At 46.3% G+C, this 15,095-nt stretch carries 16 protein-coding genes; all 16 read right to left on the bottom strand.

Annotation, left to right across the window (positions count from 1 at the left end; translation table 11 throughout):
- Nucleotides 1-24: 24 nt before the first annotated feature.
- The gene (locus AACQ75_RS15890; RefSeq protein ID WP_170889046.1) at nt 25-444 is read right to left on the bottom strand and encodes an MSHA biogenesis protein MshP; all 420 of its coding nucleotides are present in this window, start codon (nt 442-444) and stop codon (nt 25-27) included.
- Nucleotides 416-1,186 carry a PilW family protein gene (locus tag AACQ75_RS15885; RefSeq protein WP_170889045.1) on the bottom strand — a complete coding sequence of 257 codons (771 nt, stop codon included), beginning with the start codon at nt 1,184-1,186 and terminating at the stop codon, nt 416-418. Before AACQ75_RS15885 ends, AACQ75_RS15890 begins: the two co-directional genes overlap by 29 nt.
- A complete protein-coding gene (locus tag AACQ75_RS15880) occupies nt 1,186-1,743 on the bottom strand; it encodes a type IV pilus modification PilV family protein (protein ID WP_170889044.1) in 558 nt (185 codons plus the stop codon). Before AACQ75_RS15880 ends, AACQ75_RS15885 begins: the two co-directional genes overlap by 1 nt.
- Nucleotides 1,733-2,230, bottom strand: coding sequence for a prepilin-type N-terminal cleavage/methylation domain-containing protein (locus tag AACQ75_RS15875; RefSeq protein WP_017046654.1), 498 nt, complete (start codon nt 2,228-2,230; stop codon nt 1,733-1,735). The genes AACQ75_RS15880 and AACQ75_RS15875 overlap by 11 nt, the downstream gene beginning before the upstream one ends.
- A gap of 146 nt (nt 2,231-2,376) precedes the next feature.
- On the bottom strand, nt 2,377-2,850 hold the full coding sequence (locus AACQ75_RS15870) for a type II secretion system protein (RefSeq protein WP_017050658.1): 474 nt from the start codon (nt 2,848-2,850) through the stop codon (nt 2,377-2,379).
- Nucleotides 2,851-2,887: 37 nt separating this feature from the next.
- The gene (locus AACQ75_RS15865; RefSeq protein ID WP_013857881.1) at nt 2,888-3,463 is read right to left on the bottom strand and encodes a prepilin-type N-terminal cleavage/methylation domain-containing protein; all 576 of its coding nucleotides are present in this window, start codon (nt 3,461-3,463) and stop codon (nt 2,888-2,890) included.
- A gap of 95 nt (nt 3,464-3,558) precedes the next feature.
- Nucleotides 3,559-4,020, bottom strand: coding sequence for a hypothetical protein (locus tag AACQ75_RS15860; RefSeq protein ID WP_017046652.1), 462 nt, complete (start codon nt 4,018-4,020; stop codon nt 3,559-3,561).
- A gap of 10 nt (nt 4,021-4,030) precedes the next feature.
- Nucleotides 4,031-5,248, bottom strand: coding sequence for a type II secretion system F family protein (locus tag AACQ75_RS15855; RefSeq protein WP_013857883.1), 1,218 nt, complete (start codon nt 5,246-5,248; stop codon nt 4,031-4,033).
- A gap of 12 nt (nt 5,249-5,260) precedes the next feature.
- Nucleotides 5,261-6,985 carry an ATPase, T2SS/T4P/T4SS family gene (locus AACQ75_RS15850; protein ID WP_170889043.1) on the bottom strand — a complete coding sequence of 575 codons (1,725 nt, stop codon included), beginning with the start codon at nt 6,983-6,985 and terminating at the stop codon, nt 5,261-5,263.
- Nucleotides 6,975-8,090, bottom strand: a complete 1,116-nt coding sequence (locus AACQ75_RS15845; protein ID WP_170889042.1) for a tetratricopeptide repeat protein — start codon at nt 8,088-8,090, stop codon at nt 6,975-6,977. The genes AACQ75_RS15850 and AACQ75_RS15845 overlap by 11 nt, the downstream gene beginning before the upstream one ends.
- Nucleotides 8,087-8,932, bottom strand: coding sequence for an ExeA family protein (locus AACQ75_RS15840; protein ID WP_170889041.1), 846 nt, complete (start codon nt 8,930-8,932; stop codon nt 8,087-8,089). The genes AACQ75_RS15845 and AACQ75_RS15840 overlap by 4 nt, the downstream gene beginning before the upstream one ends.
- A 5-nt stretch (nt 8,933-8,937) precedes the next feature.
- Complete coding sequence (gene mshL / locus AACQ75_RS15835; protein ID WP_170889040.1) at nt 8,938-10,566, bottom strand: pilus (MSHA type) biogenesis protein MshL; 1,629 nt, start codon at nt 10,564-10,566, stop codon at nt 8,938-8,940.
- 14 nt (nt 10,567-10,580) lie between these two features.
- Complete coding sequence (locus tag AACQ75_RS15830) at nt 10,581-10,907, bottom strand: MSHA biogenesis protein MshK (RefSeq protein ID WP_017050664.1); 327 nt, start codon at nt 10,905-10,907, stop codon at nt 10,581-10,583.
- Entirely contained in the window at nt 10,897-11,541 is a 645-nt protein-coding gene (gene gspM, locus AACQ75_RS15825) for a type II secretion system protein GspM (protein WP_017047102.1), read from the bottom strand. The genes AACQ75_RS15830 and gspM overlap by 11 nt, the downstream gene beginning before the upstream one ends.
- The gene (locus AACQ75_RS15820) at nt 11,538-12,980 is read right to left on the bottom strand and encodes an MSHA biogenesis protein MshI (protein WP_088731575.1); all 1,443 of its coding nucleotides are present in this window, start codon (nt 12,978-12,980) and stop codon (nt 11,538-11,540) included. Before AACQ75_RS15820 ends, gspM begins: the two co-directional genes overlap by 4 nt.
- 12 nt (nt 12,981-12,992) lie before the next feature.
- Complete coding sequence (gene csrD, locus AACQ75_RS15815; RefSeq protein WP_170889039.1) at nt 12,993-14,981, bottom strand: RNase E specificity factor CsrD; 1,989 nt, start codon at nt 14,979-14,981, stop codon at nt 12,993-12,995.
- Between the last annotated feature and the right edge of the window lie 114 nt (nt 14,982-15,095).

Below are 15,095 nucleotides of genomic sequence, written 5' to 3'. Positions count from 1 at the left end.
AGCTAATCAGCCATTTATAGTGGATCACTTTTTCACCCCTACTTCAATAACTCGCTGCAACATCCAATCACCAGACTGACAGCGCCCGGTTGAAGTCAGTTGATAGACAGTACGGCCATCATCCATTGTACCTACCAAATTACATTTAACCTGTGCGCTACATTGCGCTAATCCTTCACCTTCAAACGTGAGTGATTGTACAGAATGAGTATGGCAACTCCCGCTAGGTGGCGTTTGATAAAAACGACTCAGTTCAACGTTGATCGCCGATCGCGCCGCCATTTCAGCCCTTGTCCCTAACACCATCGAAACCAATTGCTGGCTATTGCGCTGTTGATTACGGTTCGCGACCGATGCAACAAAGCCGACCACCACAATGATAAAGATGACCAATACTAAGCCGCTGCCTTGCTGTTTACGGCGTGTTGTAGATAAGCGCATCATGGTCAAACTTTACCTCCTCGCCGCGGTCGGAAAATGTCAGTTCAATTTTCACTAAGCCGTTGCGTTGTAGCTCTGGCTGCGTGACGTAAAAATTGGCTTGGCTTATGTTTTCAGCCATCAATACTGGAGTGCCGAGCTGTTCAGGGCTGAGTGCACTGCGATTAAGCGCGTAATCCGCATAACGATAAATACGACTGTTCTGATAACAAAAAGCCACTGGCGTGCGATAAAAATAGACTCGCTTAGCTGGCGATTGAATTACAAACCCAGTTGGTTGTGTCAAGGCTACATCGACCATGCTTGTGTTGTTGGGTGATGTAAAATCCACATCTGCGTTTACTTGCGCTGTTTGCCCGCTGGTACTTGGCGTTTGGCGTAGCGAAGCGGCGTTGGTTGGAAACACGACTAGACGATCGCCATTGAGTACCTTTTTGTCGATCGGCAATAAACGCACCGCAGCCGAAGGCGATTGCACGGTTGGCAGGTCGTTGTAGATCGCGCTGTCAGTGATCGGCAAAAACTCAATGCAACCATTTTCTACCATCACGCTGTTTGGTACCGCTTCACGCAGTTCTCGGCTCAGCCGCTCAGTAACAAAGCGCCCTTGTTGGATCAAAGCTTCGCGGGCGGTGGTATCAACATAAATACCCATACTTTGGCGAATCACAGAGCCTAAAAATAGCCCGACCACCGACAACAGAATAATCGCAATCACCATTTCAATCAGGGTAAAACCACGCATCAGAAATTGCCCTTAATCGCCGCAAACGGGTAGCGATTACCCTTCGGGTCAATGATCACAACAGAAACCCGTTTATAGTGAGTCCGTTGATTAGCGTTCACTCCGCTTAGTTGCCCACTACTGTCCTGTTCATAAAATACTTGAATCTCAACGTTATAACGTTGGTAATCAGCACTGATATCAATGCCTAATACATCTTTAACCGATCCCGTTAGGCCATGGAAATCATCCACATCGTTGTACAACGTATTATTGGTTTCACTAGGTTCTGGACCCAGTAGCGCTACAGATGTACACACTTCTCGTCCTAATGTTGTCACTAATACACACTCAGGCACTCCGCCATTGGGCCCGGAGTTTTGGTCAAAGGCTCGGCCCATTACTTCATCCATAACCGCGCGGCCTAACTCGGCGGCTTTTACCGCCAGCACCTGTTCAGCGCTTTGTTGCGAGCGAGGATAAAGCGCGGCCGTGATGCCTGTCATCGCTATTGCTGTCACTGTGATAACGATGATCATTTCAATGAGAGTAAACCCACGCGGCGCGTTAACACGCATAAATGTACCCCTCGCTATTGATGCACACTTGGCGAGATTCACCCGATTGCAGATTATTTAAGGTAACGGTGCAGTTTGCCGCTAAGCACTGCGCGGCGCGGCCTAAACTATCAAAATCTAAAAAATGGCTGCCATCATTATTGGTTAACGTCAGGGTGATATCGTTCGCCGCCGCGTCAACAAAACTACTGTCGGTTGCAGGACTGAGCAGTGAAGTAGTGCAGGCACCAGCAGAAACGGAAGGAGATACTTGCTGTGCTTGATTATTGCTGACCAACCAGCGATTACAGAGGTCGGTACGCTGCATAGCGCGGTTTTGGGTCAAACGCAGTGAGGCCAACACTTCGCTTTGTGTAGTCACGCTTGAAAAGGAGGATATGCCAGTATAACGGCTTGCGGCGTACACAGCCACAATGCCCAGCAGCACAATCACCACGACCAGTTCGATCAACGTAAAACCACGCCGTGCTGCTAAATGTTGCTGCATTTTATACCTCTAGCGAAAAAACAAGTGCTTAAAGTATATAAGAAATTTCCGTAGTGGGCTTAAGTTTTACTGACTTTTGTGGGTGAGAAATAACTCTCGTTATAGATAAAGTAAAGGCCAGCAATGCTGGCCTTTACTAAAAGTTATTAACAACCATTATCCGTTATAGATACTGTTGGTGACGATGATGAACTAGCAGCTTCGAGATAGCTCAAGAAACAGTTAGTCGCTTCGATCTGTACTGCACCAGAAACGGCTTCACTTTTAAATGTTGCTACAAGGGAATTAGGCGTTCCTGATTTTTCGGCATAATTCCAGTCAGTCTCTAAACCAGCAACAGCTGCTACTATACCGGTTGATGTTGCAGCGGGATAACCATAAACGACAGCCACACCATTGACTGATTTACCAGATGACACCGTTTCAACGCCTTCAATAGCCGCTTTACCATAAACAATACCAGCAGCACCAGTCATAGCTCCTTTTAAACCCTGCAATGCAGACTCACGCGCATCGCTTTGCAAATTCAAAAAACGTGGCGCAGCGGTGACGGCGAGAATGCCGAGAATGACAATCACAACCACAAGTTCGATTAGGGTGAAACCGTTTTGTCTTTTCATAGTTACTTTCTCTCTATGTTTTAATCAATGCGCAGACTTACTGCAAAGTGACGGTCACACGACCAGTTTTTATCTCATACACAAACTGGTGCGCGGTTCCGCCCTCTTTTTGCACATAAGTGCAAGTGGCTTGACCGTCATCGGCTTGTGCTGAATATTTTACATTAGCGTTATTGGCTGCATTAGCGACTGTGTCAACTTTTGGTGGGTTTTGCAGCAAATTATCCATTAAATCAATACATGACTGATCCGTAATCGCCGCTGGATAACTGGTATTATCGGTATTGAGCGCCAACGGATAACCGTCCCTAAAACCTGTTGCGGCCCCGCTGCTATCTGTAGAGCGAGTCAGCCAGAAATTGACACCATCATAGTTAACGGTGTTTTGTTTTTCCGAGCCCAAAGTCACAGAGGTTCTTGCCTGAGCTTCCCACTGAGCACGCGCCGATAGAACACCAGTAGCAAAACCACCGGCAACCCCTTCGATGCTGGCTTTTTTCGCTTCATCGGTTACATCTAAAAAGCGGGGTAGCGCTGCAACGGCTAATAAGCCGACAACCACAATCACTACGACTAATTCAACTAAGGAAAAGCCCGTTTGTTTGTTATCCATGCTCTACCTATCTCTTTGTTATTACCGTGTATTATACGCACTTGTTCTCGCATCGCTACGGGGCGAGTGCCCATTTCACTGCTTATGTCGAAAACTCATGCTGAAAAATCGACGCTTACTGTAAACTTATCCCTTAAAAGTTCAATGGTTATCACCTGTTTTTGACTGTAAACATAGCGACATTGATACTGATTTGCTTGATGTGCCGACTCAATTGAAATCACTTTGCTTTCAAGTAGTTGTTCATCTGGGTATAGCAGGCTTAACCAATAACGACAATCTATACTTGATTCATTCTCAGCCAATGGTAATACCCAGCCCGTTGTACTCATATTGAGTAATCGACCATTCGCGATTAAAGTTGAGGGCCGCCCCTTTAATAACCAATCTTGCTTATAAAAATTGGCACTTTCTACGATTTTACTGCTCGCCATCGCTAATGCGGTTTGATTGGCTTCTTTTTCTATCGACTGCCATGCTGATAGCAAAGCCATCAAAAGAACAAATACAATCAACCCCCAAATTACGAACTGAGAACGCTCTATCGCCGTTTTCATCTGACAACCTTTATCCTTTGATCGCGTCGAGCATTCCCCACATTGGCAAAAAGATGCCAAGTGCCAGCACCAACACCATAGCGGCAACAATCACCAATAAAATCGGCTCTATGCGCGCGGTGAGGGTTTTGAGATCGTAATCCACCTCTCTATCATAGAAGTCCGCGACTTCAAGTAGCAACTCATCAATGCGCCCTGTCTCTTCACCCACCGAAATCATCTGAATAACTAATGGCGTAAAAATATTGGCGTTTACCGCGGTGGTGGATACGCTTGTTCCCGCTTCAATGGCAGCTTTCATTTCTAACAGGCGAGATTCTAGAAATTTGTTATCCAACGCTTCGGCAGATAATGCTATCGATTGGTTTAATGGCACCCCCGCTTTCAACATCAAAGCAAAAGTTCGAGAAAAACGCGCCAATTGCGCTCGGTTCACTATGCCGCCGACAATAGGCATTCTTAAGCGAAACTTATCCCACTTTTGACGCCCTGCGGCTGTGCTCAACCAAGCTCTGAAAGCAAATAAACACCCAAGCAATACGCCTATCATCATCGGCCAGTAGTTGACAAAGAAATCTGACATACCAATTAAAATGCGAGTTGGCAGCGGTAAATCAACCCCGAAACGGCTAAACATGCTAGTAAATTGTGGGATCACTTTAACGTTGAGAATGAACATCGCGACCAAAATAAAGCTGATAACAAAACTCGGATAACGCATCGCCGTTTTAATCCGTTTACGAGTTTCGACTTCTTGCTCGTAGTAATGAGACAATTGCAACAAGGCCTCATCAAGCCGCCCTGTGTTCTCACCGACGTGGATCATCGACACAAACAACGGGCTAAAGACTTTCGGGTACATCTGCATTGAGCTCGATAAACTGCGCCCGTTGGTTAGCTCATTACTAACCGCTTCCAATGCTTCTTTAAGCTGTTTATTGGCACAATTTTGGATAAGTCCTTTCATCGAGCGCAGCAGCGGCACTCCCGCCTTGGTCAAGCTGTAAAGCTGACGACAGAAGATCACCAACACCTCAAGTGGCACACTTGGGGTAAACAGCGATTTCCAATCAATCGAAAAATCAGCCCCTTGGTCTGACGAAATTAAGGTCGGAATCACGCCTTTGTTAAATAGCGCTTCCGCCGCGAGCTCTTCTGTCGGGGCATCAACATGCCCCGAGGTTTTGCTACCATCTAAATTTCGACCCTGATAACGATACGTTGGCATGAGTAACCTTAACTATAGATAGATGGCTTGAATGATGCCGGATGAATCACCTTCACCTAAGCTCATCACTTCATCTAAGCTGACAACCCCTTGTAGCGCCAACTCCATCGCCGAAGCTAGCAGCGGTTTGTATTGCTTCGACTGACGAGCGGCTTGCGCAAAACTAACTGCATCGTTGGCGCGCAGCGCATCCATCATCTCGTGTTCAAGTTCTAGCATTTCAAAAACCCCAATTCGCCCACGGTACCCCGTCAAATTGCAGTTCTGGCACCCACGCCCACGTGTAAAAGCCGCTTCAACTTGATTTGGGAAACGCACCGTCAGCCACTGTTTGCGCGCTTCATCAACCTCATCCACCGCTTTACAATCGGGGCACACTTTACGCACTAAACGTTGGGCAACCACCGCCCGCACGGCGCTGGCCACTAAATAACCCGGCGCGCCCATGTCCATCATGCGCAAGGCGCTATCAACGGCATCATTGGTGTGTAAGGTGCTCAACACTAAGTGGCCGGTTAAGGCCGCGCGCAAACCAATTTCAACGGTTTCTTGATCGCGCATCTCCCCGACTAGAATAATGTCCGGGTCTTGACGCAAAAAGGTTCTCAGCACCGTTGAGAAATCAAGGTCAATTTTAGGGTTGATCTGCACTTGGCTGATGCGTGGCAATCGGTACTCAACCGGATCTTCTGCGGTAATGATTTTTTTACCGGGAACATTGAGCTCTGATAACGCGCCGTACAGCGTCGTCGTTTTCCCTGATCCGGTTGGGCCGGTCACTAAGATCATGCCGTGTGGACGTTTAAGTTGATGACGTAAACGCTGTAAAATATCATCAGGAATACCTGACTCTTCCAGTTTACGAACTCCGGATGATTGGTTGAGCAAACGCATCACCACCGACTCACCGTATTGTACTGGCATGGTCGACATACGAATATCGACCGATTGGCCTTTGGCTCGGATATTAAAACGGCCATCTTGTGGGAGGCGTTTTTCTGAGATATCAAGATTGGCCATCAATTTTAAACGCAGTACTAAAGCCGAAGCGATGTTGGTTTCATTGAGTAGGGTTTCGTGTAATACCCCATCAATCCGCTGGCGCAAACGCAATACGTTGGCATCAGGTTCGATATGAATATCAGACGCCCCAACCTGAATCGCATCTTCAAATAGAGAGTTGATGAGCTTAACAACGGTCACTTCATCGCTGTCATCATCACCGATATCGAAATCAAAAGCGGTATTGCCTTGGTGTTCCAGTTGTAGCTGCTCGGCAAAGGACGCAATCTCTTTGGTGCGGCGATAGTAACGATCAAACCCTTCAACCAATTGTTTTTCTGGAGCAATAACAAATTCAAAACTGTATTGGGGTAATTGAGTGAGCAGAGATTCTTGAGCAAACAGATCCGCCGGATCACTCATTGCGATGCGCAGCGTGTCGCCATTTTTGCCAATGATTAAGGCGCGTAAACGGCGTGCATGCACTTCCGGGAGGATCTGCACTGCATCAATATCGACATTGGCTCGGCTGAGATCGATCAGCGGCAGCGAAAGTTGCTGCGATAAGAAGCTCAGCATCTGCTGCTCTGACAAAAAGCCGAGTTCGATCAGCGTGTCACCCAGTTTACGTCCACTGCGTTTTTGCGCAGCGAGCGCTTGTTCAACTTGTTTTTCAGTGATGATCCCTTCTTCAACCAGCAGATCACCTAAGCGTTTTCGTAGCTTAATTTGCACTCGCACTCTCCTCTAAACTGCTTAGTACGACTAGGCGATCACGAATAAACAGTTGCGACTGACTCGAGAGGCCAACTTTCGCAAGCGCTTGTTGGTAGGTATATTTGGCCGCCTGAAAATCCATCGTGCGCTCTTGTGCTATCGCAAGCCCTAACCACCAGCGTGCGTTCTCAGCATCAAGCTTGACTAAGCGTTGATAGCTTTCTAATGCGAGTGAATCTTGCTTGGCTTTTTGTGCCAAGGCTGCCCTTAGCGAGAGATAATCGATCGAAGCATTGTCAGGTAAATGAACTAGAGGGGTTAACGCCGCTTCACTCTGCTTTTCTTTAATCAGCAATTTAGCCAACGCGATCCGCAAACTTTCTCCGTTATGATTGAGCTTTATACCGCTTTGTAAAATTTCAAAAGCTTTGCGCGCATCACCTTTGCCGTAATAGAGCGCGGATAATTTTTGACGGGCGAGTTCATTTTCTGGGGTAAAGCGTAGCACTTCACTGTACGCATCCAGTGCCTCTTTGAGCTCATTGCTGTCCACGGCTTTATCAGCGCGGCTCATTGCTTTTACCGCCAGTTGCTCTGGCGTCAAATCCACTTGTTCAATCAAAACACTTGAGATTTCTTGGTCACTTTCAGCACCGAGCGTGACCGCACGGTTAGAATACAACGGCTGTTGATTGGCTAAGGCCGAATCCTGTTTAACCGTCACTGTGGGCGTTGCTGAATTTGACGTTTTTTTGTCTACTGCAACAACGGCAGTTTGGTAAACGGGACGATGAACTGAGACAATTTTGGTGGTCGGAGAAACAAGCGCAGGCGAAGAGCTTCGCTCATCAACCTCTAACAACAGGCTCTCAGGTTCATTCACTATCGCTTGATTGGCCAGTGTCTGACTGACCATAGTTTGGTCAACCGCAGCTTGGTCAACCATAGCTTGCTGCTGTGACACCGCCCATCCACCGACCGCTAAGCTGGCAGCAAACCCGGCTACCATCCACAACCAAGCGCGGCTGCGTTTTACTTTCGCAACTTGCGCTGGTTGCAAGTTCACCACCGATTGGCGTTGCGCTTGTGCCAGTTTTGATAGTGCATCGTTCATCGCACTCATGATTGACTCCATCCCCACATAAAAGGGCGTTTAAACTTAGGCTTACAGGTATCAAACGTATCGTGAATCGCTGTAAATAGGTGCTGATTGCGAATCGTGCTGTCGTTTTGCGTAAAAGCCAGCAACAGAGCTTTGTGACACACTTGGTTAATCAAACGAGGGGTGCCATAACTGGCTCGCCACAACGCTTTTTTCTGTTCAAGATTAAACAGTTGCGCATCGCCTCCGGCTTTGCTCAAGCGGTTCTCGATATAAGCGACTGTTTCATCTAAAGAGAGCGGCCGCAGATAAGCGCTAAAAGTAATTCGTTGGCGAAATTGGCGCAGATGGTGCTGCGCTAAACGCTCATCGAGCTCTGGTTGGCCGATCAACACCAGTTGCAACAACTTTGTGTATTCTGTTTCTAAATTGCCGAATAAACGCAGAACTTCCAATGCATCGTCTGGTAACGCTTGTGCTTCATCAACAATCGCGACTACTCGTTTCCCCTGCTGCTTTAGCACAATCAATTGTTGCTGAATACGATCAACAATATCCGCATCATCTTGCTTACTAAGGCCTAGTTCGCTGGCGACAGCTTGGCGAAGTTCTCGACCATTAAGCGCTGGGTTGGGTAAGTAAATCAGTGCAATATGATCATGTAAATGATTGATCAACATACGACACACCATGGTTTTTCCGGTTCCGACTTCTCCGGTTATCTTGATCACCCCTTCGCCTAAATCAATGGCAGCACTCACTGTCTGAATCGCCTCGTAATGTGGCGCTAAGCCTAAAAACAGTGATGTATTAGGCGTGAGATGAAAAGGCAGTTGCTCAAAACCAAAGTGCTCAAGATACATGATGTTTATTCTTCGTCTGGGAACCACTCCTGTAGTAGTTCACGCGAGCGTTCGAGCTCTTTTTGCCACGTATTAACACCCACAACCGTTGGTTTCAGCAAAATCACCAATTCGGTCTTCTCAGTCAGCTCAGAGGTGTTACGAAACAGATATCCTAACCCGGGTAAATCCCCCAAAAAAGGGACTTTAGATACTTGATTTGAGGTGTTGGATTTCATTAATCCACCAATCACCACCACGTCACCATCTTGTGCGCGGATTACCGAGTCTGATTCGCGGATCGTACTACGCGCTAATGGCAACACAATTTGCTTGCCTGCATATTCAATTTGTTTCGTCTGCTCGTCGACTTCAATCACCGCGGGGTGCACGTGCAATAGCACATTGCCTTGGTCATCAATTTGTGGCGTCACGTCAAGCGAGATACCCGAGAAAAAAGGCGTTAGTTGGATATCTGGTGCAACATTGGAGTTATCGCCATTACCAACCACACCCGTTACGTCAGTGACATAGTATTCATCGGTGCCGACTTTGATCACCGCTTTTTGGTTATTAGCAGCGGTGACTCTTGGACTAGATAGGACATTCAAATCACCCTGAGTTCCCATAAAATTAAGCACTGCTTTAAAACTGCCATCTGAAATGGTGACATTGGTTTGGCCTTGCAGCAGAGTGCCAATCGCATCCATCCCCGGCAGTAACGAGGCCGCACTACCGACCTTATTAATCACAACATCACCATTGCCAAAGGACATATTTGACCAATTGATCCCTTGCTGGTAACCATCGCTCAAGGTGACTTCTAAAATTTTTGCTTCAAGGATCACTTGTCGCTGCAGACGTTGCTGAGAAATGCCTAGAAACTCTCGCACTTCACGTATTTCATCGGGGTAAGCGCGAATCGTAATGACACTGGCTTGTGGCGTGACGACCACACTTTGACCTTTACCCGAACCAATCAGTTGTGCAACGGCTTTTTCAAGCTGCGGCCAGAAATCGCTTTCACTGGTGGTTTCAATTTCAGTCCCACCTTTCGAATTACTGGATGAGTTACTCGAATTGGAATTAGAACTGGAATTTGAGCTAGAACTACTCGAAGAACTAGAACCGGTATCCGTATTAGTGATCGTACCGGTGGTGATGGAAGTTAAAGAACGGCCCGTACGTTTAAGTTGTAAATAATCGACCGGGATAGTCACAGTACGCAGGCCTGACGGGTAAACCTGAATCACTTTACCCTTTTTGATAATTTCATAGCCATACATGTCACGAACGACGGCCAATACATCATCCAAAGTCACGTCGGTTAGATTTACCGTTACACTTCCAGTAACTTCAGGGTGGATGGCGGCACTAAACTCAGTTCCTTTCACTAAACTGGCAAAAAATACCCTTGCATCCACATTATCAGCTTGGATACGAAAGCGTTTAACCGTTTCTTGACTGCGCGCTGTGATTCCCTCAATGTCAGGCATCAAGTCAGCTTCTACGGAGGCCGGTAGAACGGCTAGATTTCGGCTATTGGCTTCATTAATCGCCTGATTCAAAGACTGTTTCATCTCAACTGGATCGCGATGCCCCATAGAACAGCCCATTAAGGATACGATGACTACGCCTAATACGATTTTACGCATACGATTTCTATACCTTACTGCTTGATGTCCAGAGAAAAGAGGCCTAAATCCCACGTCTTTCCTCTGCGAGAAAGGGTCACTTGCTGTGGCTCAATGGCTTCTACTGTGTAGCCAAATAGCGACTCTCCGATGCCAACCACTTGATCGTTAAGCACTGCCACACAAGGTATGGTTTGTTGGCATACAATACTTTGCAACCTAGGTAGCGGGTAACTCTCTATCTTATTGACAGGTGATGCGCTCTCACTCGCCCAACCTAATGGCGCGGTAGGATCTTGCGCTGCCCAACTACTGCATACAAAACACATCAACAGCAGTGAAAAAACGGATCTAACCACCAATAAACTCCTGTCTAATGCCTAATGTGTACACTTCCATAATGACTCTGGCTTGGGGGTAATTTTCTACCTTGTATTGGAAATGACGCCAATAATACTTCATCGGTAAACTTTCTAAATTGGTCAAATAATTCAATATCGCGAAGTAATTACCGGTGAACTCCAATCTCACAGGATGAACATAATAGCCTGAATATTCAGATGATTGGTTGTTATTTGCAATCGGTTCTGCTGCTAATGACTCCATGGAGACTAACGTTAACTCTGGGCTGGTTGCCAAAACACTTTCAAGCAATTGCGCCATCTTCGCGGGTGTAATCAGTGAATCAACCAATGCTGCCAGCTCAAGCGAGAGAGTTTGGCTCTGCGCCATTAACTGTTTGAATTCTAGATTGATCTCTTGATTCGGATCTTTATTAAGCTTAGCAGTCAATAACAGAATTTCACCTTGCATTCGCTGGTTCATCTGCTCAACAGACTGAAGCTGTAACCGATTAGCCGCCACCGATTTCATCGCGGGTTCAAGTAACAAGCTAAACAAGAGCAGTGTAATCACCACTAAGCCACACAGGGCGATCAACATTTTTTCACGCGAACTGATGGCTAAGAATTTGTTGCTGATACTCTGCCAATTCATTGGCTATCCTCCGCTTTAGTTTTAAGCTCAAAGATGAGAATGCCTTGCTCATTGCGCGCAATTTTTAACTTTTCAAAACTACGTCCCACTAGGTTCAGTTCGCTTTTAAACTGACTTAGCCAGTTTGGAATATCTTTCGCCTCTCTGGCTAAGCCTTGCAAATCGAGCTGCTCATGATGGATGGTAATGGTCGTTAATGAAATATCATCACGGCTGAGTGTGGCTAGCGAACGCATGACTCCTGAGTAACCGACCTGTTGTGATTGGTCAAACTCATTAATCGAATCCAATGTGGCTTGTTTGCCCTTAATTTGCTGCTTCAAACGCTCAATCGCCGCCATTTTTTCAACCGATGGCTTATGCTTGTCAACTTTCTGTTTGGTCGTTTCTAATTCAGCAGCAAGAACTTGATTTTGCGCTTGTTTGGCTTGTAGCTGCTGTTTCAATTGACTATTTTGCCATTGATAACTGGCATAGGCCAATAGCATCACTAAAGCGACAATGCCCCAAATCGCGCAGACCATGGAGAGTGAAAAATACTCTTTCTTCGGCTTAAGATGCGCCGGGTATAAGTTGAGCATTGAATCGTCAATGCGAGTCACTTGCTCCACCAGCAGATGTGCCGAACTCGGTAACCGCTCATCAAGCAGGGAAACTTTGACATTTAGGCGTTCATTTAATGCATCGACCAACTCTTGCTGCGCTTCTTCATCACACAGCACTTTTAGCTGATGTAATGAGGCACCTTTAAGCTGCGAGGAAAGGTAATCAATTGAACGTTGCAGTTCTAACGCTAAACCATCGAGCTGTAAAACCGAGCTGGCGACGCCAGTAATGGGAGAGACAACACCTCTCATAGTTCGTTGAAAACAGCATTTTCGATCCACAAATGCGTCAAACTTAAAACTGCTGTTTTTACTGCGCTGTAGCAGCAAAAAATGCTCAAGATCACCGGCACTTCTCGCCCACACTTCATCTTCGGGAATTACTTTGCCTAACTCTAAACCCATCGCACTCAGTTGCGACGCCACTTCCAATACCGTGCGTTTTGAGACCACGTAGGCTTGAATTTTATTATCTGCGGGTAACGGAAAAGCATCAGCGATGATGTCAGTGACTTTCTCTGTCACCAGATCTTTCAATAAAAATGGCAGGGCGACTGACCACTCTTCTTTGGGTAACTGCGGTTTTTCTATTTGATAAGTTTGATAAAAATGAGCGTGGAGGACAAGGTTAATTACCGTACCCTTGATGTTGAGCGGTTTGAGTGCGTGAAAGAGTACCTGTTGCCACGTTGCACCATCAAGCGGGATCTCTGTCGGCAAAGTCGCATCATCCAAAGCCGAGAAATAGAGAGCATCAGGTCTTACGACAACGAACAATTGCCGCAACGTCGCTTTAGATGGTTTTAATTTATCAATCAGTGACTGAAGATTCATATAGGTTCGCTTTTATTTTTTACGCCAACGATTTCTTCGCCCTAAGGTCACGCTAGGGCTAATTATTTTCTCAGGTAACAAAGGCTGTTCTTCTTCAAACAGTCGGCCTTGCCCACCATGAATGCCTAGGTTTTTTAGCGTTTGCCACTCTTGTTCTGTTTCGACACCGACCGCAATAACTTGAGTCTGAGTACCGCCACAAGCACCGATCATGCTACGAACAAACAACTGATTTTCATGCCGTTGATCTATTTTCTTCATCAAACTGCGGTGTAACTTAAGGAAATCAATCTTAAGATCTTTTATGTAGTGAGTGCTGACAATCGTTCTGCCAGCCTGCCCTACGATTACCTTAGCACCGAGGCCGGAGATCATCTTAATAACGGGGCGCATATAATCGAGATGCTGTACTAATCGGCCTTCAGGAAACTCAAAGGAGAGCTGCGATCTGCTACTCGAGGTAAGTTGCAACAATTCATGCCGGAACCACTTAAAATACTGCTTATCGGCGAATGGAATTACATGCAAGTTCACTGACACATTAACCTTAACTTCAGAGCGTTTGAGTAAACGAACCACCTGCAGCAATACGGCTCGATCCATTACCATTTCATAACCTACAGTTTCTAAGGCTGAATGGAAACGAGAGGTTTTTATAACACCTTGTTCTGGATCATCAATACGCGCAAACAACTCATCGTGCAGCCATACTAAATCATTCGTCTTTTCAAGCAAATAGCAAGGTTGACGGAATAAAATTATTTTCTCAGGCGTCAGCACCTGATCAAACAAAGTTCGCCAACGCACACTGCCCCGTTCCTCTTGGAAAAAGGTACTCTTTTTAAAGCGGCTCCACGTGTTCACTCGCTGTAACTGAGCACTTTTTAAGGCCGTTTCTGCCTCATCCAACACTCGACCACGCCGCTCGCCTTCGCTGTACATACTGATACCTATATGGCACCAGTTTTCTTTATCGAGCGGCTCAGGAGGCGATATGCGCGCTAAAAGCTTCAAACATTGTGTAGCAATAGAAGCGACCTCTTTTACCCCTTGGTGCGGCACAAAAATGGCAAAATCGGTATCGTAATAACGAGATAAAATAACATCCGGATAACGCTGTATGACGTTGGAGATGTTCTCCCCGACTTCCACAACGAGATCATCCGCTGCTTTTTTATCATTTTCTTCGCACAGAGAATCCCAATCATCGATACGCACTAACAAAACGCCACCACGCGCGCCATTCTCTAACAAGGCTGATTCCAATTTGCTATCAAAAAGGACACGGTTGGCCGTACCCGTCAACTTATCTAAGAAGGTTTGGGTCCGGATAAAAGTATCAAAGCGGCTACGCTCTTGACGAGCATCTTGCAGCTCATCAATCAGGACATCAAGCGCCTCACTCGCCGTATAAGGCCACTCGCGGTGATCACCTTTGGCGTACTGCTCCACTCGACCGGCGAGAATCATTCGCCCTCGCTCCTCCAACAATTCAGATCCAAGCAATTGCTCTTTAAGCCACTTTACCCCACGAATCAAACAAAACACGATGAGACCAACTGCCAACGTAATAGACCACATGGCACCCAATGAGTAGCTATAACTGAGATAGGGCGGAACGGCTTTAAAGCTGATGCTGTAGCCTGGATTACGTTCAAGGATAATATCAATATGGTACAAACGGGCAGGGTCGACTTTGGACGAGGTATCTTTAAAACGGTAAATAACGCCTGCTGGTGAAGAGAGCTGCATTTCAACAATGCTACTGGCTTGCAACATTTTGGGCATCCAACGTTGCAATGAATAAGCGGCATCAGGATCTTCTATTTCTTTATCGACTACCTCCACAATTCCTGCTAGGTAGTGATTGAGATATTCTTGTCCAAGCCGTTGAAAAGACAAAGTTCCACCAATAAACAAAATGAACATTGCACTGGTTACGATGAGCGTAACAAAAGCTACTAACCGAGTACTCAGTTTCAGTGTTGGTGTATACCGCATGAATGCTGAATTCCTTTTCAACGTAAACTTTGTCGATCACTAAGCTGTGCTGACAAATAAGAAAATGCTAATAGTGATAACTATATAAAAAAGCCGCGGTTTTCGCGGCTTTTT

Origin of the sequence: Vibrio sp. B1-2, assembly GCF_963888445.1 — a bacterium.
Classification (GTDB): Bacteria; Pseudomonadota; Gammaproteobacteria; order Enterobacterales; family Vibrionaceae; genus Vibrio; species Vibrio anguillarum.
This window is presented reverse-complemented; position numbering and strand designations above follow the sequence as displayed.

Bases quoted from the DNA above. Each gene is read 5' to 3' on its own strand.
- AACQ75_RS15865 (WP_013857881.1), bottom strand. From the start codon at position 3,463: ATGGATAACAAACAAACGGGCTTTTCCTTAGTTGAATTAGTCGTAGTG.
- AACQ75_RS15885 (WP_170889045.1), bottom strand. From the start codon at position 1,186: ATGCGTGGTTTTACCCTGATTGAAATGGTGATTGCGATTATTCTGTTG.
- AACQ75_RS15860 (WP_017046652.1), bottom strand. From the start codon at position 4,020: ATGAAAACGGCGATAGAGCGTTCTCAGTTCGTAATTTGGGGGTTGATT.
- AACQ75_RS15875 (WP_017046654.1), bottom strand. From the start codon at position 2,230: ATGCAGCAACATTTAGCAGCACGGCGTGGTTTTACGTTGATCGAACTG.
- csrD (WP_170889039.1), bottom strand. From the start codon at position 14,981: ATGCGGTATACACCAACACTGAAACTGAGTACTCGGTTAGTAGCTTTT.
- AACQ75_RS15855 (WP_013857883.1), bottom strand. From the start codon at position 5,248: ATGCCAACGTATCGTTATCAGGGTCGAAATTTAGATGGTAGCAAAACC.
- AACQ75_RS15870 (WP_017050658.1), bottom strand. From the start codon at position 2,850: ATGAAAAGACAAAACGGTTTCACCCTAATCGAACTTGTGGTTGTGATT.
- AACQ75_RS15820 (WP_088731575.1), bottom strand. From the start codon at position 12,980: ATGAATCTTCAGTCACTGATTGATAAATTAAAACCATCTAAAGCGACG.
- AACQ75_RS15840 (WP_170889041.1), bottom strand. From the start codon at position 8,932: ATGTATCTTGAGCACTTTGGTTTTGAGCAACTGCCTTTTCATCTCACG.
- AACQ75_RS15845 (WP_170889042.1), bottom strand. From the start codon at position 8,090: ATGAGTGCGATGAACGATGCACTATCAAAACTGGCACAAGCGCAACGC.
- mshL (WP_170889040.1), bottom strand. From the start codon at position 10,566: ATGCGTAAAATCGTATTAGGCGTAGTCATCGTATCCTTAATGGGCTGT.
- gspM (WP_017047102.1), bottom strand. From the start codon at position 11,541: ATGAATTGGCAGAGTATCAGCAACAAATTCTTAGCCATCAGTTCGCGT.
- AACQ75_RS15890 (WP_170889046.1), bottom strand. From the start codon at position 444: ATGATGCGCTTATCTACAACACGCCGTAAACAGCAAGGCAGCGGCTTA.
- AACQ75_RS15880 (WP_170889044.1), bottom strand. From the start codon at position 1,743: ATGCGTGTTAACGCGCCGCGTGGGTTTACTCTCATTGAAATGATCATC.